The organism is Pseudomonas fuscovaginae SE-1 (genome assembly GCF_000364705.1).
Taxonomy (GTDB): Bacteria; Pseudomonadota; Gammaproteobacteria; order Pseudomonadales; family Pseudomonadaceae; genus Aquipseudomonas; species Aquipseudomonas fuscovaginae_A.
On record NZ_AQOH01000355.1, the window covers coordinates 1 to 21,359 of the forward strand.

General features: G+C 64.7%; 18 protein-coding genes, 2 pseudogenes and 1 riboswitch. Of the genes and pseudogenes, 13 read left to right on the forward strand and 7 right to left on the reverse strand.

Annotated features, from left to right (window positions below; all coding sequences use genetic code 11):
• Window positions 1–1,444, forward strand: a 1,444-nt coding sequence (locus K675_RS0127960; protein ID WP_017906765.1) for an MGH1-like glycoside hydrolase domain-containing protein, incomplete at its 5' end; no start/stop codon positions are given.
• Between the two features lie 10 nt (window positions 1,445–1,454).
• On the opposite strand, the gene otnI is transcribed toward K675_RS0127960, so the two are convergent.
• Window positions 1,455–2,240, reverse strand: coding sequence for a 2-oxo-tetronate isomerase (gene otnI / locus K675_RS0127965; protein ID WP_017906766.1), 786 nt, complete (start codon window positions 2,238–2,240; stop codon window positions 1,455–1,457).
• A 178-nt stretch (window positions 2,241–2,418) separates the two neighbouring features.
• Between otnI and traD the strand changes: the two genes are divergently transcribed.
• Window positions 2,419–4,521, forward strand: coding sequence for a type IV conjugative transfer system coupling protein TraD (gene traD / locus K675_RS0127970; RefSeq protein WP_017906767.1), 2,103 nt, complete (start codon window positions 2,419–2,421; stop codon window positions 4,519–4,521).
• A gap of 79 nt (window positions 4,522–4,600) precedes the next feature.
• Here traD and gabP read toward each other — a convergent pair whose 3' ends face one another.
• A complete protein-coding gene (gene gabP, locus K675_RS0127975) occupies window positions 4,601–6,007 on the reverse strand; it encodes a GABA permease (RefSeq protein ID WP_017906768.1) in 1,407 nt (468 codons plus the stop codon).
• 139 nt (window positions 6,008–6,146) lie between these two features.
• Between gabP and K675_RS33470 the strand changes: the two genes are divergently transcribed.
• Window positions 6,147–6,326, forward strand: a complete 180-nt coding sequence (locus K675_RS33470; protein ID WP_198291701.1) for a hypothetical protein — start codon at window positions 6,147–6,149, stop codon at window positions 6,324–6,326.
• A 106-nt stretch (window positions 6,327–6,432) separates the two neighbouring features.
• On the opposite strand, the pseudogene K675_RS0127980 reads toward K675_RS33470, so the two are convergent.
• Window positions 6,433–6,658, reverse strand: a pseudogene (locus K675_RS0127980) (NAD(P)-dependent alcohol dehydrogenase); the annotation flags it as partial.
• Window positions 6,659–6,844: 186 nt separating this feature from the next.
• On the opposite strand from K675_RS0127980, the gene K675_RS0127990 reads away from it, so the two are divergent.
• From K675_RS0127990 to codA, 4 genes are all read left to right on the forward strand, one after another.
• Window positions 6,845–7,231, forward strand: a complete 387-nt coding sequence (locus K675_RS0127990; protein WP_017906770.1) for a cupin domain-containing protein — start codon at window positions 6,845–6,847, stop codon at window positions 7,229–7,231.
• 431 nt (window positions 7,232–7,662) lie between these two features.
• On the forward strand, window positions 7,663–8,928 hold the full coding sequence (gene codB, locus K675_RS0127995; RefSeq protein WP_017906771.1) for a cytosine permease: 1,266 nt from the start codon (window positions 7,663–7,665) through the stop codon (window positions 8,926–8,928).
• The gene (locus K675_RS0128000; RefSeq protein ID WP_017906772.1) at window positions 8,925–10,145 is read left to right on the forward strand and encodes a PucR family transcriptional regulator; all 1,221 of its coding nucleotides are present in this window, start codon (window positions 8,925–8,927) and stop codon (window positions 10,143–10,145) included. Before codB ends, K675_RS0128000 begins: the two co-directional genes overlap by 4 nt.
• Entirely contained in the window at window positions 10,142–11,377 is a 1,236-nt protein-coding gene (codA, locus tag K675_RS0128005) for a cytosine deaminase (RefSeq protein WP_017906773.1), read from the forward strand. Before K675_RS0128000 ends, codA begins: the two co-directional genes overlap by 4 nt.
• 36 nt (window positions 11,378–11,413) lie before the next feature.
• Here codA and K675_RS0128010 read toward each other — a convergent pair whose 3' ends face one another.
• On the reverse strand, window positions 11,414–12,277 hold the full coding sequence (locus K675_RS0128010) for a M24 family metallopeptidase (protein ID WP_017906774.1): 864 nt from the start codon (window positions 12,275–12,277) through the stop codon (window positions 11,414–11,416).
• Window positions 12,278–12,439: 162 nt separating this feature from the next.
• On the opposite strand from K675_RS0128010, the gene K675_RS0128015 reads away from it, so the two are divergent.
• Both K675_RS0128015 and K675_RS31505 read left to right on the forward strand, forming a co-directional pair.
• Window positions 12,440–13,081, forward strand: a complete 642-nt coding sequence (locus tag K675_RS0128015) for a DUF2239 family protein (protein ID WP_026145598.1) — start codon at window positions 12,440–12,442, stop codon at window positions 13,079–13,081.
• 23 nt (window positions 13,082–13,104) lie between these two features.
• A complete protein-coding gene (locus tag K675_RS31505; RefSeq protein WP_017906776.1) occupies window positions 13,105–13,557 on the forward strand; it encodes a hypothetical protein in 453 nt (150 codons plus the stop codon).
• 123 nt (window positions 13,558–13,680) lie between these two features.
• On the opposite strand, the gene K675_RS31510 is transcribed toward K675_RS31505, so the two are convergent.
• A complete protein-coding gene (locus K675_RS31510) occupies window positions 13,681–15,291 on the reverse strand; it encodes a L,D-transpeptidase family protein (protein WP_051070777.1) in 1,611 nt (536 codons plus the stop codon).
• A 133-nt stretch (window positions 15,292–15,424) separates the two neighbouring features.
• Here K675_RS31510 and K675_RS0128030 point away from each other — a divergent pair, with 133 nt between their 5' ends.
• Entirely contained in the window at window positions 15,425–16,141 is a 717-nt protein-coding gene (locus K675_RS0128030; protein ID WP_017906778.1) for a murein L,D-transpeptidase catalytic domain family protein, read from the forward strand.
• Window positions 16,142–16,282: 141 nt separating this feature from the next.
• Here K675_RS0128030 and K675_RS0128035 read toward each other — a convergent pair whose 3' ends face one another.
• A complete protein-coding gene (locus K675_RS0128035) occupies window positions 16,283–16,762 on the reverse strand; it encodes an AAA family ATPase (protein ID WP_020481085.1) in 480 nt (159 codons plus the stop codon).
• A gap of 21 nt (window positions 16,763–16,783) precedes the next feature.
• Window positions 16,784–17,995, reverse strand: coding sequence for an MFS transporter (locus K675_RS0128040; protein WP_017906780.1), 1,212 nt, complete (start codon window positions 17,993–17,995; stop codon window positions 16,784–16,786).
• Window positions 17,996–18,265: 270 nt separating this feature from the next.
• On the opposite strand from K675_RS0128040, the gene K675_RS0128045 reads away from it, so the two are divergent.
• From K675_RS0128045 to K675_RS0128055, 3 genes and pseudogenes are all read left to right on the forward strand, one after another.
• Window positions 18,266–20,185 carry a methyl-accepting chemotaxis protein gene (locus tag K675_RS0128045; RefSeq protein ID WP_037007329.1) on the forward strand — a complete coding sequence of 640 codons (1,920 nt, stop codon included), beginning with the start codon at window positions 18,266–18,268 and terminating at the stop codon, window positions 20,183–20,185.
• Window positions 20,186–20,263: 78 nt separating this feature from the next.
• Window positions 20,264–20,944, forward strand: a complete 681-nt coding sequence (locus tag K675_RS0128050; RefSeq protein ID WP_017906782.1) for a class I SAM-dependent methyltransferase — start codon at window positions 20,264–20,266, stop codon at window positions 20,942–20,944.
• Between the two features lie 36 nt (window positions 20,945–20,980).
• A riboswitch (Fluoride riboswitch) is annotated at window positions 20,981–21,051 on the forward strand.
• A gap of 78 nt (window positions 21,052–21,129) precedes the next feature.
• Window positions 21,130–21,359, forward strand: a pseudogene (locus tag K675_RS0128055) (voltage-gated chloride channel protein); the annotation flags it as partial.

Below are 21,359 nucleotides of genomic sequence, written 5' to 3' on the forward strand. Positions count from 1 at the left end.
GACGCGGCGCAACAGCCATTGGCGCCACCTGTCGAATTTCGACATCGTATCCATGCCCGACAAGTGGGAATACCCCTGGTACGCCTCCTGGGACCTGGGCCTGCAGGCCGTGGCGTTCACCCTGATCGACCCGGGCTTCGCCAAGCAGCAGTTGCTGCTACTGGTCAAGGATCGCTTCATGCACCCCAACGGCCAGTTGCCCGCCTACGAATGGCGTTTTGACGATGCCAACCCGCCGGTGCACGCCTGGGCCTGCTGGCAGGTCTACCAGCGGGAAAGACAACTGACCGGCAGTGGCGACCGGGACTTTCTCGAGCGGGTCTTCCACAAGCTGCTGCTGAACTTCTCCTGGTGGGTCAACCGCAAGGACGCCGAGGGCCGCAACCTGTTCCAGGGCGGCTTTCTCGGGCTGGACAACATCGCGCTGTTCAATCGCTCCGATGACCTGCCGCCCGGCTACACCCTCGATCAGGCCGACGGCACCGCCTGGGTGGCCGCCTATGCCCTGGACATGATGCGCATCGCCCTGGAACTGGCCCGACGCAACCCGGTATACGTCGACATCGCGGTGAAGTTCTTCGAGCACTTCCTCTACATCGCCGGGGCGATCAATCGGCTCGACGACAGCGCCGAAGGCCTTTGGGACCTCCGGGACGAATTCTTCTACGACGTGTTGCAGCACCCGGACGGGCGGAGCGAACCGGTGCGCCTGCGCTCGATCGTCGGCCTGCTGCCGCTGTTCGCCGTGCTGGTCCTGGAACAGCGCGAACACCAGGACCTGCCTGGCCTGCGCAACCGCCTGCTGGGTTTCATGCACCACCGTCCGGACCTCGCGGCCCTGGTATCGCGCTGGAACGAACCCGGCGACGGCAACCGCCTGCTGCTGGCGTTGCTGCGCGGCGAGCGCACCAAGAACCTGCTCAGGCGCATGCTCGACGAGGCCGAGTTTCTTTCCGACTTCGGCATCCGCTCGATGTCCCGGGCATTCGCCGGGCAGCCTCTGGCGATGCAGCTCGACGGCAGGAGCCTGAGCGCCCGCTACCAGCCGGCGGAGTCCGACTCGCGACTCTATGGCGGCAACTCCAACTGGCGCGGGCCGCTATGGATGCCGATCAACTTCCTGCTGATCGAGTCGCTGCGCGAGTTCCATCGCTACTACGACGACCATTTTTCGGTGGAGTACCCCAGCGGTTCCGGTTACCTGGCGTCACTGGAAGAAGTGGCCGACGGGCTGAGCCGGCGGCTGACGTCGCTGTTCCTGCTCGACGAGGACGGCCGCCGCCCGGCGATGGCGGCCTACCCGCAGTTACAGGCCGACCCGGCGAGCCGCGACCTGCTGCTGTTCCACGAGTACTTCCACGGCGACACCGGCCGCGGCCTCGGCGCCTCCCATCAGACCGGCTGGAGTGCGCTGGTGGCCCTGCTGCTGCAACCGCGTCGCTGACCGCCCCGGGTCAGCGCCGGGCCTTCCAGTCGCGCAGCCATTGCAGGCCGGCCGAGGTGTTGCCCCGCGGGCGATACTCGCAGCCGATCCAGCCCTGGTAGCCCAACTGGTCGATCAGTTCGAACAGCCAGGGGTAGTTCACTTCGCCCTGGTCCGGCTCATGTCGGTCCGGCACGCCGGCAATCTGGATATGGCCGATATGGGCCAGGTCACGCCGCAACGTGGTGGCCAGGTCGCCCTCGACGATCTGGCAGTGGTAGCAGTCGAACTGCACCAACAGGTTGGCCGCGCCGACCGCCTCGCGGATGGCATGGGCCTGATCCTGGCGATTGAGAAAGAAGCCCGGCATGTCCCGCGTGTTGATCGGTTCCAGCAGCACGGTGACACCGACCTTGGCCGCCTCGGTGGTGGCATGGGCGAGGTTTTCCAGGTACGTCGCCTGGTGGCGTTCGCGACTGGCTTCGTCAGGCAGCAGGCCGGCCATCACATGGACATGCCGGTTCCCCAGCCCACAGGCGTACTCCAGGGCCCTGGCGAAGCCTGCGCGAAATTCCCGCTCACGGCCGGGCAGGGAAACGATACCGCGCTCTCCCGCCGCCCAGTCACCCGGCGGCGCATTGAACATCACCTGGCGCAGGCCATGGTCGTCCAGGCGCTGCTTCAGCTCCTGTACCGGATAATCATAGGGAAACTGGTACTCCACCGCGTCGAAACCATCGGCGGCGGCGGCCTTGAAACGGTCCAGAAAGACGTGTTCCGGATAGAGCAGACTCAGGTTGGCGGCAAAGCGGGGCATGGAAACACTCAGTGTCCGTGGAGAAAGACGTAGCAATACACAAGGTTGGACGATCGGGCAATGCCGGGAGACCTGCGCGGGCGGTCAAATCCGCCCGGCCGAATCCGCTTTTCCTGCTGCGCCCGGCCACCCGCCCGGCCACCCTGTAGCGCCAGGACCCTCACGGAGAGACGGCCTCATGACCAATCGGCATACGATCGAAGTGCTGCTGCGCCCGGCCGTGGAGCTGTACACCGTCGCAGTCTGCGCCATCGCTATCGGGCTATGCCTGTTCGCCCCCTGGATGCTTGGCCTGACGCCACTGTTCGGGGTACTGGCTGCTCTCGCCTGTCTGCCGCTGGGCTGGCTGCGTCTGCGCCAGGCACTGGTGGTGCTGCGCTTTCGCCGCAATATCCGGCGCCTGCCGCGCTACGTGATCACCAGCCGCCGCATTCCGGTCAGCCCCCAGCGGCTGTTCGTCGGTGCGGGTTTCAAATGGGAGCAGCGGCATACCCAACGCCTGATGCAGACCTACCGTCCGGAGTTCCGTCGCTATGTCGAGCCATCACCACTGTTCCAGCAGGCTCGACAACTGGAACGACGCCTTGAGCAGGCCCGCTTTCCCTTGAACCTGATTCCCCGCCTCAGCGCCTGGGACAGCCCGTTCAACCCGCTACGGCCACTGCCACCGGCAGGCGGCTCGCCGCGCCTGCACGGCGTGGAACCCGATGAAGTCGAGGTGTCGCTGCCGCTCGGCGAGCGCGTCGGCCACAGCCTGGTGCTGGGCACCACCCGGGTCGGCAAGACCCGCCTGGCCGAGCTGTTCATCACCCAGGACATTCGGCGGGTCAAGTCAATCGATGGGCGCACGGAGTTCGAGCCGGTGATCGTCTTCGACCCCAAGGGCGATGCCGACCTGCTCAAGCGCATGTACGTGGAGGCGCGCCGCGCCGGGCGCGAAAAGGAATTCCATGTGTTTCACCTCGGCTGGCCGGATGTCTCCGCCCGCTACAACGCCGTCGGCCGTTTCGGGCGGATCTCCGAGGTCGCCAGCCGGATTTCCGGGCAACTCTCCGGCGAGGGCGGCAGCGCCGCGTTCCGCGAGTTCGCCTGGCGCTTCGTCAACATCATCGCCCGGGCCCTGGTGGAACTGGGCAGCCGCCCGGACTACCTGAAGATCCAGCAGCATGTGATCAATATCGACGCCCTGTTCATCGACTACAGCCATCATTACTTCGCCCGTCATGACCCCGATGCCTGGGAACTGATCGCCGGCCTCGAAGGCAAGCTCAACGACAGGACCACGCCGCACAACATGCGCGGCCGCCAGCCACGGGTGACGGCCATCGACCAGTATCTGTCGCGTACCCGCGTCGCCGACCCGGTAATGGATGGCCTGCGTTCGGCCGTACGCTACGACAAGACCTACTTCGACAAGATCGTCGCCTCGCTGCTGCCGCTGCTGGAAAAACTCACCACCGGGCCCATGGCCGAACTGATCTCCCCCGACTACGGCTCCCTCGACGATCCACGGCCGATCTTCGACTGGATGCAGGTGATCCGCAAACGGGCGGTGGTGTATGTCGGGCTCGATGCCCTGTCCGACCCCGAAGTCGCCGCGGCAGTGGGCAACTCGATGTTCGCCGACCTGGTCTCGGTGGCCGGGCATATCTACAAGTTCGGAGTCGATGACGGCCTGCCCCCGGTCGATCGCGAACAGAAGATCCCGATCAACCTGCACGCCGACGAATTCAACGAGCTGATGGGCGAGGAATTCATCCCAATGATCAACAAGGGCGGCGGCGCCGGCATCCAGGTCACCGCCTACACTCAGACTCTCAGCGACATCGAGGCACGTATCGGCAACCGTGCCAAGGCCGGCCAGGTGGTCGGCAACTTCAACAACCTGTTCATGCTGCGAGTACGCGAGACCGCCACGGCTGAACTGCTGACCCGCCAACTGCCCAAGGTCGACGTCTACTCGACCACCCTGGTCAGCGGCGCCACCGACAGCTCGGATGCGTCGGGCGGTACCGACTTCACCAGCAACACTCAGGATCGGATCAGTTCCACTTCCGTCCCGCTGATCGAACCGGCCCACGTCGTCAGCCTGCCCAAGGGCCAGGCCTTCGCCCTGATCGAAGGGGCCAACCTCTGGAAGGTGCGCATGCCCCTGCCCGCGCCCGATCCGGACGAATGCATGCCCAGGGACCTGCAGACCCTGGCCGCCAACATGCGCAAGCGCTACGTCGATGGCGGTGGTGCATGGTGGAGCGCCTCGGCAGCACCCGGCTCGTCCTGAGCGATGTCGCAAAGTCCTGCTCCCACTCTACGACGTACAGCCGGCACATCCCCCTGCGACAGCAGTTGATCCAGCCCGTTCAGGCATCGCTCAGCAGGCTGGCCTTCTCCTGCTGGCCGTGCTGACGGGCTGTCACCAGCCCGATAAAAGAAATCGCCAACGCCAGGACGATGGTCGAGGTCACTTCCGTTCGGTGCTCGGGCGTCGCCATCATCACCCCCAGCGCCGCGCAGATGAAGGCGATCACCAGGTAGGTCAGCCACGGGAACAGCCACATGTGGAAGGCCAGCTCGACGTTCTGCCGCTGCAGGCGTCGACGCATGCGCAACTGCGAGATAGCGATCACCAGGTACACCAGCAGCGCGATTGCACCGGAACTGGCCAGCAGGAAATCGAACAGGCCGGCCGGAGCGAAGTAGCTGAACAGGGTCACGCCGGCGCCGAGCACACTGCTGGCGATCACCGCCGCACGCGGCACGCCGGCCGACGAGGTGCGCTTGAGGGGCTGGGGTGCATCACCGCGCTTGCCCAGCGAGAACAGCATGCGCGAGGCGATATAGATCGATGAGTTCATGCAGCTTGCCACGGCGATCAGCACCACCGCATCCACCATGAACTTGGCGTGGGGAATGTTCATCAGTTCCAGTGCCCGCTGGTAGGAGCCCACCGTCGTCAGTTGCGGGTCGTTCCAGGGCACCACGGAGATGACCACGAAGATCGACAGCAGATAGAACACGCCGATCCGCCAGATCACCGAACGGGTCGCCTTGGCGATGTTGCGTGACGGGTCGTTGGACTCGGCCGCGGCGATGGTCACCGCCTCGGTACCGATGAAACTGAACATGATGGTGATGAACGCACCGACCACCGCCGACAGGCCGTTGGGGGCAAAGCCGCCGTGTTCCGCCATGAGCCGGCTCAGGCCGCTGGCCTCGCGCTCGGGAATCCAGCCCATCAGCACGGCGAAACCGACGCCGATGAAACCGATGATCGCCACGACCTTGGCCATGGCGAACCAGAACTCGAACTCACCGTACTTGGACACGCTGAACAGGTTGGTCACCACCAGCAGCACGATCGACAGCAGAGCGAACAGCCAGGCATCGACGCCCGGGAACCACTGGTTCAGCACATGCCCGGCGGCCAGGGCCTCGATCGGGATCACCAGCACCCAGAACCACCAGTAGAGCCAGCCGATGGTGAAGCCGGCCCAGCGGCCGATGGCCTGGTCGGCGTAGGTGGAGAAGGAACCGGTGTCGGGGTTGGCGACGGCCATCTCGCCGAGCATGCGCATCACCAGCACGACGAGTAGCCCGGAAAACAGATAGGCCAGCAATACAGCAGGACCGGCCGCGGCAATGGCATGCCCCGAACCGACGAACAGGCCTGCGCCGATAATCCCGGCGATAGACAGCATCGTGACATGACGCGGCTTGAAGCCCTGCGCCAATTGACCGTTGGAATCCTTGGAGTTCGGGCTATACATTGTTTTTTATTCCCTGGTGTCCGGCGTTGGTTCGGCGAAACCAGCGTTTCGCCCTTCGCCTTTTTTCGAAAGCGGCGCACCTCACACGCTTGCGAACATCACAAATCAGTTGCCGCGGCACACCTCACAACGAAGCGGCATGCCACTTTACGGACTTTGGCTGGCCGGCAAATGTCCTGAGCACGTCGCTCACCGCACTGATCTCGACATGCCCAGCCCCTTGGATACCCGCTGTTTTTCGCTGCCGAACCCACACGGTTCCAGCGAAAAAACGCCCTATGGCCGGGATATTCAGGTATTTATCGACGAAACCGCCTGAAAAATAATGCCGGCGTTCTCACACCGAAAACCTCGAAGCGTGGGAAGGCACCGGTATGGCGGTCATCGGTTGGTATAGGCTGGCGCTCACAGGTGCCCCTGGAGTTCAGGGTGGCGTTGTCGATGACAAAGCGGTACTTCATTGAGCATGCGCTCGTCGGCATCGTTGATCTCAATGGCGCGGATCAGCTCGATGTCGGCGGTAATCCCGTGCTCGACACAGAAATCCAGCATTTGCTGGGTCTCGGGAATACCGCCGATCATCGAAGCGGCAATGGCGCGACGCTTCATGATCATGTTGAACACGTTGGGCGATGGGTGCGCCGTTGATGGCCGGCATCATCGCCAGCCAGCCCCTGCTGGCGGGAATTGCCCTGCCCCTGGTGGTCATGGGTTATGCCCGGTGGCTGTGAAACGGGTGAGGCTGCCACCGGCAGCGGGACAACTTGCAAGATCGTACAAGAGCAGTCGGACGCCCTTTTGCTAGCCTGATGATTCCTATTCAAGAGAGGATTCGTCATGTCCCACTCCCAGCCTGATGCCCACCTGCACGCCGTGAACCTGGCCCACAAGGCCTCGCTTGTCGACCAGCAGTGGAGCCCGAGGGTAGTCGCCGAAATGAACGACTACCAGTTCAAGGTGGTGCGTATCGAAGGCGAATTCATCTGGCATTCCCACCCGGAAACCGATGAGGCCTTCATGGTCATCGACGGCGTGCTGCGCATCGACCTGCCCCATGGCAGCGTATTCGTCAACCCGGGCGAGCTGTACGTGGTGCCGCGCGGGGTGGAGCATCGGACGGCGGCCGAGGGCGAGGCGCGGCTGATGATCATCGAGCCGCGCGGCGTTGTGAACACCGGCCATGAAGGCGGCGAGTTCACCGCGCCCAACGACCTCTGGATCTGAATCCTCGCGACCCGGGCCGTGCCCCTCACCGACGCCAGGGATACACCCAGGCGAGGCCGGCCAGGGTTCTCGCCAGCAGGTACCAGCAGCCAGGGATGAACAACCGCAAGAGCACCGCCACTCCCAGGCAGAACAGCCAGGACGAGGCGAAACCAATGATTATCGGCCAGCCCGCGGCCGCCGAAAACCGCGGCAAAAAATGTTACGACAATGGACACAGTTGGTGCACACTCGCCCCGCCTTGAAGCAGCCTGCACATATTCAACGGTAATTCCCCAATGGAAATGTGCAATTCGCACATAAAAAAATGTAACACCTGCCCGCTTTTCCTGCCTTTCCCGGGCCGCTGAAAGTGGGCCTGGTTATTGCTCATGCCCCGGCATCGAAAGCCAACCTTTCATTGCAGCGTTTTTCGGTTCGGAGAAAAGCACATGAGTTCCACCGGCGAATTCCCTCTGAGTGAAGCCCCCTCCCATGCCCGCAAGGGACTGCTGTCCATTTCCATGGTGCTGTTCAGTTTCACCTTCTTCACCGGCACCATGTTCGCCGGCGGCAAACTGGGCATGGCCTTCGATTTCGTCGACATGCTCTGGGTCGCGGCCATCGGCAATAGCCTGCTGGCGCTGTACGCCGCGGTGCTGGCCTTCATCGCCTCGCGCAGTGGCCTCAATACCGTGCTGATGGGCCGCTTCTGCTTCGGCGAGGCCGGCAGCCGCCTGTCCGACTTCATTCTCGGTTTTGCCGAACTGGGCTGGTACGCCTGGGGCACCGCGACCGTCGCCATCGTGCTGGTGAAAATGCTCGGGCTGGCGAGTGGCCTGACCATCCCGTTGATGATCCTGTTCGGCCTGGGCTTCAGTCTCACCGCGATCATCGGCTACAAGGGCCTGGACGTGCTGTCGCGGGTTTCGGTACCGCTGATGTTCGTGCTGCTGGTGATCTCGATGGTCATCGCCACCCGCAAGATCGGTGGTCTGCCGGGCCTGGCCGCCGTCATCCCGCATGAGGCCATGAGTTTTTCCGCCGCGGTGACCATGGTCTTCGGCACCTTCGCCAGCGGCGCCACCCAGGCCACCAACTGGACGCGGCTGGCGCGCAGTGGGCGGGTCGCGGTGATCGCCAGCGTGATCAGTTTCCTGGTCGGCAACGGCCTGATGATCGTCGCCGGCGCCTGGTGCGCGCTCGTCTACCAGCAGGCCGACATCGTCGAAGTGATGATGCTGCAGGGCCTGTCGTTCGCCGCCGTGGTCATGCTCTGCCTGAACCTGTGGACCATTCAGGGCCCGACCATCTACAACGTCTCTGCGGCGGCCTGCCACCTGCTGCGCAGCGAGCGTCGGCGCAGCATGACCCTGGCCGCCGCCGGCGTCGGCATCCTGCTGGCCATCGGCGGCATGTATGAAATGCTCATTCCGTTCCTGGTGCTGCTCGGCTCGATCATCCCGCCGATCGGCGGCGTGATCATGGCCGACTTCTGGTATCGCCATCGTGGCAAGTATCCGCAACTGGCGAGCGTCCAACTGCCGCGCTACAACTTCAACGGGCTGGCGGCCTATGCCGTCGGTGCGTTGCTGGCATACTGCTCGCCGTGGGTTGCACCACTGGTGGGTATCGCCGCCTCGGCGATCTGCTACATCGGCCTGGTCGAACTGCGCGGCCGAGGTGGCGCCCTTGATCCGATGCAAGGTGGTCAATGAGTCTGACGGTCGAGGAAATCCTCAAGCTGCCCGGGCTTGAGGAACTACGCGTGCGGGCGGGTGCCGCGCACCTGCAACGCAGCGTGCGCTGGTCCTATGTGGCCGAAAACGAAGGCATCGCCGAGTGGGTGATGGGCGGCGAACTGGTGTTCGTCACCGGCATCAACCACAGTCGCGAGGAAGGCAACCTGTTGAGTCTGGTCGAGGACGGAGTCGCCGTCGGCATCGCCGGGCTGGTGATCCTCACCGGCGAGGCGTTCATCCAGCGCATTCCCCAGGCCGTGATCGCGCGCGCCGAACAACTCGGCCTGCCACTGATCGAGCAGCCCTACCTGCTGAAGATGGTCGTGGTCACTCACGCCATCGGTACGGCGCTGGCCCACATGGCCCAGACCAGGCGTTCGCGACAGGACATCCTCGGCCAGTTGCTGACCGGCGACTACCCGAGCCTGGCCATTGCCCGCCAGCGTGCCAGCCATGCGCAGTTGCCGCTGGAAGGCCCACGACGCCTGCTGGCCCTGCGGCTGTCGGCGGTCAACCTGCTGTTCGAGCGCCATGCCCCCGAGCAGGCGGAACAGCGGCTGCAGAAAACCCGCCAAGCGCTGCTGGATCACCTGGAGGCCTGGTGCCGCCAGCAGGGCGACCCATTGCCGGTGATCCTGCAGGGCGACCTGTTCGTGCTCCTGCTCGCCGAACACGACAGCCTGCCCCTGGTCCTGACCCGGCTGTACCACAGCGCCAGCGGGCTGATCGGCGAGCTGAGCCTGTTCATGGGCCTGGCCAGCCGCGTCGAGGACTGCGGGCACTACCGCCAGGCCCTGAGCGAGGCCCGCCAGGCACTGGATGTCGCCGAAAGCCTGCGCCCGGCCAGCGGCCTGTGCGACTTCAGCGAGCTGGGGGTACTGCGCCTGCTGCAAGGCATCGGCGACCGCTCGCTGATCGACGATTTCGTCAGGCAGACCCTCGGCCCGCTGATCGACACCGGACGCAAGCAGCCGCTGACCCTGCTCAGCACCCTCGACGCCCTGCTCCAGGAAAACGCCAACACCTTCAAGGCGGCCAGCCGCCTGAAGATCCACCGCAACACGCTGGCCCAACGCATCCAGCGCATCGAACAACAAAGCGGGCAATCACTGGACGACCCGCTGTTTCGCATGAATGCCGCCGTGGCCCTGCTGGCCTGGCGCATGACTCAAACCTGTAAGGAGCCTGCATGAACATCATCAATGCCCGCCTGCGCGGCAAGACCGGCCTCTATCGCATCGAACTCGACGGCGCGCGCATCGGCGCCATCGTCGCCCAGCCCGGTGTCGCCCAGGCACAAGCCACGGACCTGGACGCCGCACAGAACCTGGTCACCGCGCCCTTCATCGAGCCGCACATCCACCTCGACGCCACGCTGACCGCCGGCGAGCCGAGCTGGAACATGAGCGGCACGCTGTTCGAAGGCATCGAGCGCTGGGCCGAGCGCAAGGCTCTGGTGACCCACGAGGACACCAAGACCCGCGCCCGCAAGACCATCGACATGCTGGTCGACCACGGCATCCAGCACGTGCGCACCCATGTCGACGTCACCGACCCGACCCTGGCAGCGCTCAAGGCCATGGTCGAGGTCCGCGAGGAAACCCGCCACCTGATCGACCTGCAGATCGTCGCCTTCCCCCAGGAAGGCATCGAGTCGTACAAGAACGGTCGTGAGTTGATGACCGAAGCGGTGGCCCTGGGCGCCGACGTGGTCGGCGGCATTCCGCACTTCGAGAACACCCGCGACCAGGGCGTGTCCTCGGTGAAGTTCCTGATGGACCTGGCCGAGCGCACGGGCTGCCTGGTCGATGTGCATTGCGACGAGACCGACGACCCGCACTCGCGCTTCCTCGAAGTGCTGGCCGAAGAGGCACGGGTGCGCGAGATGGGCGCCCGGGTCACCGCCAGCCACACCGTCGCGATGGGCTCCTACGACAACGCCTACTGCTCCAAGCTGTTTCGCCTGCTCAAACTGTCCGGGATCAACTTCGTCTCCTGCCCGACCGAGAGTATCCACCTGCAGGGGCGTTTCGACACCTTTCCCAAGCGTCGCGGCGTCACCCGCGTGGCCGAACTGGACCGGGCCGGCCTGAATGTCTGCTTCGGCCAGGACTCGATCGTCGACCCGTGGTACCCGCTGGGCAACGGCAACATCCTGCGGGTGCTCGAAGCCGGCCTGCACATCTGCCACATGCTCGGCTACCAGGACCTGACCCGCGCCCTGGACCTGATCACCGACAACAGCGCCCGCACCCTCAACCTCGGCGAGCGCTACGGCATCGAGACCGGGCGCCCGGCCAACCTGCTGATCCTGTCGGCGCCGGACGACTACGAGATGATCCGCCGCCAGGGCCAGGTCCTGGTGTCGATCCGCGCGGGCCAGGTGCTGCTCAAGCGCACGCCGGCGGTCGTGGAGCGGTTCTGAGGCCAGGCCTGCGCGTCATGCAGCGGGCAGCGACGCTCAGTCAAGCAGACGGCCAAGTACCCGGTGGCCGTCTGCGGTCACCTCGACCATGGCCGAAAGCATTACGCTGTCCGCACCATCGGTGGTGAGCAGGGTCCAGAAATCAGGCGGCGCGTATCGCACCCCGAACGCGCCGTCCTTGGCGATCACATAGACGTTCAGCACCTGCCCGACCTGCATGAGGTCGCCGCTCGGCGCTATCCCCTTGACCCCCTTGTAACCGAGCACCTGGGGCTTCTGTACCCGTATCGCCCCCATGCCGTAGCCTGCCAGCTCGTGAACGGCGACCATCCGATTGGCATCGAGCACTTCCTGGATACCCTCGCCGATACTGGCTACCCGCTCCCCGGCACGGACCCGGGAAATGCCGGCCTGCAACGCACTACGCGCCGCCGCCAGCAGCCGGCGCTGCTGTTCGGTGGCATTGGGCGTGGCGAAGGTCCAGGCCTGGGCGACATGGGCCCGTGACGAGGCGGCCACCAGTTCCACCTTGACCAGCGCCGCTTCCGGGAACGCCGTCTCGGTCGGCTGCGCATTGGCCACCTGGTTGTTCACCGAAACCGGCACGGCCGAGGGATAACCGTGATAACCCACCAGCATTGGCTGCCAGCCATTCTGCTTGAACTGCCCCAGCAGATACGCCTGGATAGCCATGCCATTACCTCCCTGGCGAATCATCGGCTTGACACCGAGCAACAGCTCGCTCGCCAAGGGCGCGAGCCGTCGCTCCTCTTCAAGAATGGTCCCGTCATCCAATTCGGCGATGCCCTGCCCGAAGGCACGATTGCCTGCCTCGTAGTGCTCAAGCGACGGTTGCGCTGCGAACACATTCAAACAACTGAACAACGACAGTAAACCCATGCGCTTCAACACCTGTGCAATCCACTCCGTTCGTTCCGTGAGGGGGCACGGTACCACGGCAGCGTCAGCCGTGCCCCCTGGAAGGTCAATTATTACCCGGATTATATTGACGAAAAATTAATACCCGGATATTAATATCCACTCACCCAGAGGAATGATCAAGTGTCCGACCTGCTTACAAAACCCGTCACGGCCTTCGCGGCCCATCGTCTATTGAGCGCGGGACCGTTGGTGGAAGTGGCGCTGGCCGTGAAGGCAGCCAACGAAAGCGATAGCACCCGCACGGTGCTGGTGTTCGACGACAGCACCGGCCGGGTCATCGACCTGGATCTGCGCGGCACCAAGGCCGATGTCATCGAACGCCTGTCGCAACCACCACGCCCTCCAGCCGGCCGCTACCGGCCACGTGCACAGGTGCCCACCGAACCTTCGGCGGATCGGTCCACGGAACCGAAAGGCCGTGGCCGGCCGAAGCTCGGTGTGGTAGCTCGCGAGGTGACCCTGCTGCCTCGACAATGGGAATGGCTGGCGGAGCAACCCGGTGGGGCTTCCGCCGTGCTGCGCCGCCTGGTCGACGACGCGCGCAAGAACGGCGGCTCACGCCAACAGCGCCGCACCGCCCAGGACACCGCCTACCAGTTCATGCTGGCCATCGCCGGCGACTTTCCCGACTACGAGGAAGCGACCCGGGCGCTGTTCGCCGATGATCGCGCGGGCCTGGAACAACGCCTCGCGGCCTGGCCCGAAGATATCCGCCAGCATGTGCTGCGCCTGGCTTTCGATCCCCAGAACAACGCCCGGTAAACCCTCCGATGACAGGCGTCACGATGAACAGTCCCAAGGCCGCATGCCATCTGGAACCGACCCGGGAAGCAGGCCGACGCTTCATTCAGCAAGGTCTTGCCGGTGAGGTGACGATGCTCAACCTGCTGCGCTTTCGCGAAGTCGCCGACTACCGCGACCACCTCGAACTGGCACCGGCAGTGGCGATCAGCGGTGCCGAAGCCTTCGAGCGTTATATCCGGCACACCCTGCCGCTGCTGCGCCAGAGCGGCGGCGAACTGCTCTATCTGGGCAACGCGCAAGCCTGGCTGATCGGCCCCGAGAGCGAACGCTGGGACCAGATAATGCTGGTGCGCCAGAGCAGTGTCGAAGCCTTTCTCGGCTTCGCCAGCCATGCCGGCTACCTCGAATGGCGGCATGCCGCGGCAGGTCACCCGGGGGGATCTGCTTCGTGGGTTGGGGATTGGTATAAAGCTGGGTCGGCTCGATGTAAATGAACCCTGACTTCATGCCGAAACTCCTTTTGGCTGGCCACTACCGATACAGGAAAGGTACGTATAGCCAAGGAACACTCTCTCGCGACTCCTGGCGTTGCAGCGCTTCGCCGCATGGGCCGGACGCTACAGAGCTCCGACCTGGTGAGGTGCCTGCATGGTATCCGCGGAACCACCCAGGGCCTTCAACAGCACGGGGTCACGCCCATAAATGTCCGGCGCATAGAGCAAGGCGCCATCGTGGTCGACCTGCACGGTCCAGTACGCCAGCAGGATCGGCACCGGGGCTGTCAGCCGGTACTCATGGGTGGTACCACTGGCCAGCAGATCATCGGTACGGGTTCGCTCGGTGCTGCTCAACAGCAGGTCGCGCAGATGCAACGGCTGTTCGACCCGCACACAGCCCGAGCTGAAGGCCCGCGGCCCCTTGGAGAACAGCGGCTGGCTGGGGGTGTCGTGCAGGTACACCGAGAACGGGTTGGGAAAACGCAGGACGATCTTGCCCAGCGGGTTGCGCGGGCCGGCACCCTGGCGCAGGAGGATGTTGCCCGGCCGCTCCCAGTCGACCTCGTTCGCCGCCAGAGGACGCCCTTCGCTGTCGAATACCTGCAGGTTCTGCTGAGCGAGGTAGGCCGCAGGGTCAGGGCGGATCGCCGGCAACTTGTCCTCGCGCAGGATGGTCGGCGGGATGGTCCAGGTCGGATTGAGGGTCAGGCGAGTAATGTGCGACTTGAGCAGTGGCGTCTGCCGGTCGGCGCGACCGACCTGCAGGCGGGTCTGCCACAGCGGTTCACCGCCACGGTAGAAACTCAATTGCGCCGCCGCGACGTTCACCAGCACGCCCTCGGGCTCCAGGTCCGGGGCCAGCCAGCGGAAACGTTCGAGGTTGAGACGCAACTGTTCACGGCGCAACGCCGGGCTGATGTTCAGCTCGACCAGCGTGCCCGGGCCGATCACCCCGTCGGCCTGCAGCGAATGCCGATACTGGAAGTGCTTGACCGCCTCGGCCAGCGCCTCGCCGTAGACCTTGTCGGTGTCGGAAGGCCGGTTCGGCAGATAGCCTTCGGCGAACAGCCGTCGAGCCAGCGCCGGCACCCGGGCATCCTCCATGCCGGGACGCAACAGCGGACCACCCTCGACCGCCGACCAATGTGGCAATGGCTGCTGGCGCTGCGCCGCATAGGCGTTGCGCAGGTTGCGGTACAGCTCGGCGTTGGGTCGGGCCTGATTGAAAGCCTGGGCCATGTCCTGCAAGCCGGTCGCGGCCAGCGTCAGCAGCTCGGCGTCAGGTTCGCCGATCGACGGCTGGGAGCGCCACAGCGGTTCGAAACGCGCCTGCGACAGACGCCCGTAACGCAGGTCGTGCAGGGCCTGCAGGTACTGCCGGCTGACCTGGATATCGCTGCACAGCGCATCACTCGTACCTGCGTCCCGGGGCAACGGATAACGCGCCGGGTCCAGTCCGTCGTCGGCCAACCGCGGCAGTTGGGCCTGCAACGCCGCCAGCCGCCCTTCGGCGGACCACAGCGGGGCATTCCCCTGCTGTTGGTAGAAGGCCTGCAAGCGCAGTTGCGTGGCCGCATCCATCTGCGCCGCCAGGCCCGGGCAGCTCGTCGACAACTGGGCCAGTGTCGCCTGCAACGGCGTGGGCGGATCGCCGAGCAGGTCGTCGGCCGTCGCGACCAGTGGTGCAACGAGCAGGCAAAGGCTCAAGTAACATGCGTGTTTTTTGAACAAGGGCTAGGCTCCCATCCACGGTCATCGCGCGGGCGGTCTACGGTTATGGCAGAGGCGAACACCCTCGAGACAGCCGGGATCGCACAACCCATGGGATGCATGAACCTGCACTGAAGGCGGAGACGCTCTCTACATGCTGACATCTTGCTATCGACTCTGCCTGATCATTCTGACCCTGGCCGTTCCCTGTGGTTCAGCCCTGGCCGCCAGCGCGGCGAAACCGACGCTGTACGGCAGCCTCGCCCACGCCGCGCCGGAACTCAACCCCCTGGTGCTCAAAAGCGCACTGAATGCCATGCAATGCGCGGTCGGTCGCGGCCACGAGCAATCCGAGCGTCTGGCGGTGATCGATTACTCGCAGCCCTCCACGGCCCGCCGCCTGTGGATCTTCGACCTGCGCAAGCGGACCCTGGTACTGCGCGACCTGGTCGCTCATGGACAGAAATCCGGGGAGAACTTCGCCACCCGCTTCTCCAACCGGGTCGGCAGCTATCAATCGAGCCTGGGCCTGTTCCGCACCCAGGAGAGCTACGAGGGCACCCACGGCTACTCGTTGCGCATGGACGGCCTGGAACCGGGCTTCAACGACCGTGCCCGCGACCGCGACATCGTGATCCACGCCGCCGACTACGTCAGCCCCCTGTGGAGCCGGCGCGAAGGCCGCATCGGCCGCAGCCAGGGCTGCCCAGCCGTACGCCCGCAGGTGGCCAAGCAGGTGGTCGACAAACTCAAGGATGGCCAGTTCATGTTCTCCTGGTACCCGGATCGACACTGGCTCAAGTCCTCGACCTACCTCAACTGCAAGCCACAGCAGATGGCCAGCGCCAAGGCCAGGGGCGTGGCGCGCTAGGACCGGCGCCATGCGCCCATCCTGAGTTCAACACCCTCACTGATGATCGTTCCCACGCTCTGCGTGGGAACGCAGCCCGTGACGCTCCGCGTCACCAGGACGGATGCGGAGTCTGAGAACGAACGACAGGGCCGGGTCCGGCTAGTATCGAATGATTGTTAGCCCTTCCGCCTCGACAGGCGTGTTGAAGTAGCTGGTAATCAGCTCGAACTCGGCATCGGTGGCCGCGAAGTCGTGCTCCCCCCTGGCGTTGCGTGCATGCAGGCGGGCCTTGCAGGTGGTGTCGTCGAGGTCGATGAAGTGCAGGCAGTGCCCTACTCCCGCCTGATCGGCGAGGCTGCTCAACCATTGACGGTCGGCGACGGTGTTGGCGGGGAAATCCAGTACCACCGACAGCCCCTTCGACAGTAGTCCGACTACCAACGGGCCGAGTACACCGCGAATACGCCGGGCACTGCGGACATAGTCCGCCACGGACTTGATCTCGTCCGGATACAGGGCCGCCAACCACGGGTCTTCGCTCAACAGCACAGCGTCATGTTCATCCGCCAGGCGTTTCGACAGCGTGGACTTGCCCGAGGCGATCTTGCCGCACATCAGGTGCAATATGGATTGACTCATAACGCTCGCGCCTCCTTGCGATCAGCGCCCGTCCCGCTCGGTAGCCTCATGCTGCCGCGCATGGCTGGCCCCCGCCAGGTAGAAGCAGCCACCGGCGATGATGAACCCGGCCAGCATGTAGAACATGAACTGTGGCGCCCACCAGGCCAGGGCGAAACCGCACAGCACCGGCCCCATCGCGCCGCCCAGGGAAGACAGGTTCTGCGCCCCGTAGTACATGCCCCGCAGGTGCGCCGGCGCGATTCGGTCGATGAACATGTACTCGGCCGGGAACACGATGATTTCGCCCAGGGTGAACACCGCCATCGCCAACGACCAGTGCAGCACCGTGCTCGACAGCGCAAAGCCCGTCACCCCCAGCAGGAACAGGGTGAAGCCGGCGGTCAGCCACAGGTTCAGGTGTTCATGGCTGATACGCTTGCCGATCAGGAACTGCAGGCTGATGACCACCACCGCGTTGACCGCCACCACCGCGCTGATGATGTGGTAGGTGAATTCCGGGCTGGTGGTGGTCACCAGGTACTGCGACAGGTACGCGGTGAACTGCCCGAACACCACGGCGCTCAGCACGCCACCCAGCGTGAAGCAGACCAGCCGCCTGTCCTTGAGCAGGATCCGCCCCACGCCGATGAAGGACACCGGCGCACTGGTGCGGTCGACCGGTGCCAGGTGCCGCTCGCCGAACTGGTAATACGCCAGGAACGCCACCGCCCCCAGCAACGCCGAGACCACGAACGGCAGCCGGACATCCAGGTGCGCCAACCCAGCGCCCACGAATGGCCCCACCGCATAGCCGATGTTGATCAGCGTATAACGCGCCGAGAACACCCCGGACTGCTCCGACTCCGCCAGCACACGGCCGAGGGTCGCCTTGACCACCACGTCGATCGCCGCGTAGGCGAAGTTGAACAGCACCAGGAAGAGGAAGAACAACCACAGCCGATGGGTGACGCACATGCCGATGAAACCGAGCATGAACAGCAGGGTAAAACCCAGGATCAGGCGAAAACTGGAACCGCGGTCCGTCAGGTAGCCGCTGTAGACACTGAGCAACGAACCGGCCACCAGGGCACAGCCGACCGTGATGCCGATCTCGCTGATCGCCAGAGAAAACTGGGTGGACAGGAAAATCACCAGGTACGGCAGCGTGATCGCCCGCCCCAGGGTCAGGACCAGCGTAGAAAACAGCAGCAGATTGACCGAAGCCGGATAACGCTTGAGTACCGCCAACATCCTTATTGTCTCCTGGCTGTTCGCCAATCAGGGCCACTCCCTGCAAGGCTCGATAAGGTCTTCTGAGGAAAGGTTTCCAGTATCACAGATACCGGACCGTCATGCTCCCTCCAGCTCCGCCGTACAGGGCATCCGCGCCAGAAGCTGGCAAGAAATACACACTATGAAATATAAAGTTTCAATTTTCCCGACCGATATTCCAGCGGTGCCCCTTCGACCGGGGTACGGCCCCTTTCATATCAACGGTTTGTCCCGGCGGAGATTGCCCGAATGCTTGCCCCCCTTAACAGGCTGTTGGAAAACATCAGTGTCCGAGCCAAGCTCACCCTGGGCTTTGCCGTGGTCATGCTGTTGACCCTGCTGATTGCCACCACCGGCTGGCTGGGCATCCAGGCCCTCGGGGATCGTAGCGACCGCATCCTCGACATTGCCAGGCTCAACGACCTGACCCGCGACGTGCGCAACGGCCGGCTGTTCTACAGCATCAACCCGGACGCCGAACATGCCGCCGCCGTGGTCAAGCTGCTCGACAGCCTGGACAACCACCTGGCCCACGACCGCTCGGTGTTCCACCCCCCGGCCAGCCAGCCCCTCCTCGAGACAGCGACCATGGTCGCCAAGAGCTATCGGGCACACTTCAATGATTTCAGCCAGGCGGTCCAGGCCCGGGATGCAACCCGCGCGGTCTTTGGCGGCCACGCCGACGAAGCCGTCGCCCGGCTGAAAAAACTCATGGCGATCGCCACCTCGCCCAGTGGCGATCAGGTCCAGATCGACAGCCTGGTGAAAGCGCAGACCGTGGTCCAGCAGGCGCGCTTCCAGTTGCGCGGCTACAGCTACAGCCTCAAGCCCGAACTGCAGAAACCGGCCAGAGAGGCGATCGATGACGCCATCACCTACATCAACACGCTCACCACCCGCCTCCCGGGCAGCATGGCCGGCGACGTGCAGGGCCTGCTACAGGCCATGACCCGCTACGGCGAAACCGTTGCGCTGTTCGCCAACGCCCAGGGCAAGGCCGATAGCGCCCAGGTGCAGCTCGATGGCGATATCAGGAACCTGCTCGCGGCCACCCAGCAACTGTCGCAGGACCAGGTCGACCAGCGTCGCGATGACGTCCTGGCCGCGCGCAACCTGCTCGGCGGTGCCCTGCTCGCCGCCCTGCTGCTCGGAGTGATCGCCGCCTGGACCATCACCCGGCTGATCGTCGGCCCGCTGATGGAAACCCTGCGCCGGGCCGAACAGGTCGCCAGTGGCAACCTGAGCGACGACTCGATGGTTTCGCGCCGTGACGAACTGGGCCTGCTGCAACTGAGCATGCAACGCATGACCGTCAACCTGCGCGAGCTGATCGGCGGCCTGCGCGACGGTGTGGTCCGTATTTCCGGGGCCGCCGAGCAGCTGTCGGCGGTCACCGAGCAGACCCGCAGCGGCGTCAACAACCAGAAACACGAGACCGACCAGGTCGCCACCGCCATGAACGAAATGGCCGCAACCGTGCAGGACGTCGCGCGCAACGCCGAGCAGGCCTCCAGCGCCGCCGTCAACGCCAGCCAGGCGGCCCGCGCCGGCGACGAGGTGCTGGCCCAGGCCATGGCGCAGATCGAGCGGCTGGCCGACGAAGTCGGCAACTCCACGGCGGCGATGAACGACCTCAAGCAGGAAAGCGACAGGATCGGCAGCGTGCTCGACGTCATCAAGTCGGTGGCGCAACAGACCAACCTGCTGGCGCTCAACGCCGCCATCGAGGCCGCCCGTGCCGGCGAGGCCGGTCGCGGCTTCGCCGTGGTCGCCGACGAAGTACGCAGCCTGGCGCAGCGCACCCAGAGTTCCACCGAGGAAATCGAGCAACTGATCACCGGCCTGCAGAGCGGCACCGACAAGGTCGCCCTCAGCCTGGAAAGCAGCCGTGCCCTGACCCACAGCAGCGTCGAATTGACCCGCCAGGCCGGCACATCGCTGCACGGCATCAGCGAGTCGGTGCAGGCCATCGAGTCGATGAACCACCAGATCGCCACGGCGGCCGAGCAACAGAGCGCGGTGGCCGAAGAGATCAACCGCAGCGTGATCAACGTCCGCGACATCTCCGAACAGACCTCGGCGGCCAGCGAGGAAACCGCCTCGTCGAGCGTCGAGCTGACCCGCCTGGGCAACCACCTGCAGATGCTGGTGGGCAAGTTCACCCTGTAGCCACAGGGGACGGACTAGCCACGAACGTGCATTCGGCCGCAGACTGCGTGGATCAACCCTCCACGCAAGGCGGCCGAGATGCACGACGATCCCTCACAGGCGCTGATCGACAGCTGGTCCGGCAACGCCCAGGCCTGGACCACGGCGGTTCGCGAGGGCCAGATACGCAGCCGCCGCGAGGTCACCAATGCGGCGATCATCGATGCCGTGCGGCCCTATCTGCCCGGCCGGGTGCTGGATGTCGGTTGTGGTGAAGGCTGGCTGTGCCGCGCTCTGACCGAACACGGTGGTCAGCTCACCGGTGTCGACGTGTCACCGCCGCTGCTGGAGTTGGCCGCACAGGCCGGTGCCGGCGAATTCCACTGCCGGTCCTATGCCGAGGTGATTGCCGAACCACAGCGGCTCGGCACGGACTTCGACGTGATCGCCTGCAACTTCTCCCTGCTCGACGAACAGACCGCCGACCTGCTGGCGGCCCTCGCCCACACGGCCCGCCCCGACGCCCACCTGATCATCCAGACACTTCATCCGCTGTGCGTGGAGCCACCCTATGCGGACGGCTGGCGGGTCGAGCATTTCAACGCGATGGGCGCCGGCGGCTGGCAACCGATGCCCTGGTTCTACCGCACCCTGAGCAGTTGGCTCGCCACCCTCGCCCCGGCCTGGCGCCTGGAATCCATCGAGGAGCCGCGCCTGCCCGAAGCGCCATTGCCAGCCTCATTGATCATCAAGGCCCAGCGCACCGCGCCCAACACGTAACAAGATTTTACAAGCACATCTCCATTTGGCTATGATCGGCGCTCCGGAGATGGCATTCCTCCGTACCCAACCGCTGTGCTGTCGCAGCTGATGATGCCTACAGACACCTGATCCCCACAGGTCTGTAGGTGCGCGCGTGCAGATTTCCTGTTGGTCAGGCCCCCTCGATTCCCGTGGCTGACCCTATGTCCAGATTTTCACGCCCCGAACAACTCGATCTCCTGCCCTACCTGGGCAAATGGCTGCTATTGGCCTGTGCCGTGGCCGTACTGGCCGGCAGCGCCTCGGCGTTTTTCCTGTTCTCACTGGACCATGCCACCCAATGGCGCGAAAGCCATCCTTGGGTGATCTGGCTACTGCCGCTGGCCGGACTGGCCGTCGGGCTGGTCTATCACTGGCTGGGCAAGCCGGTGGA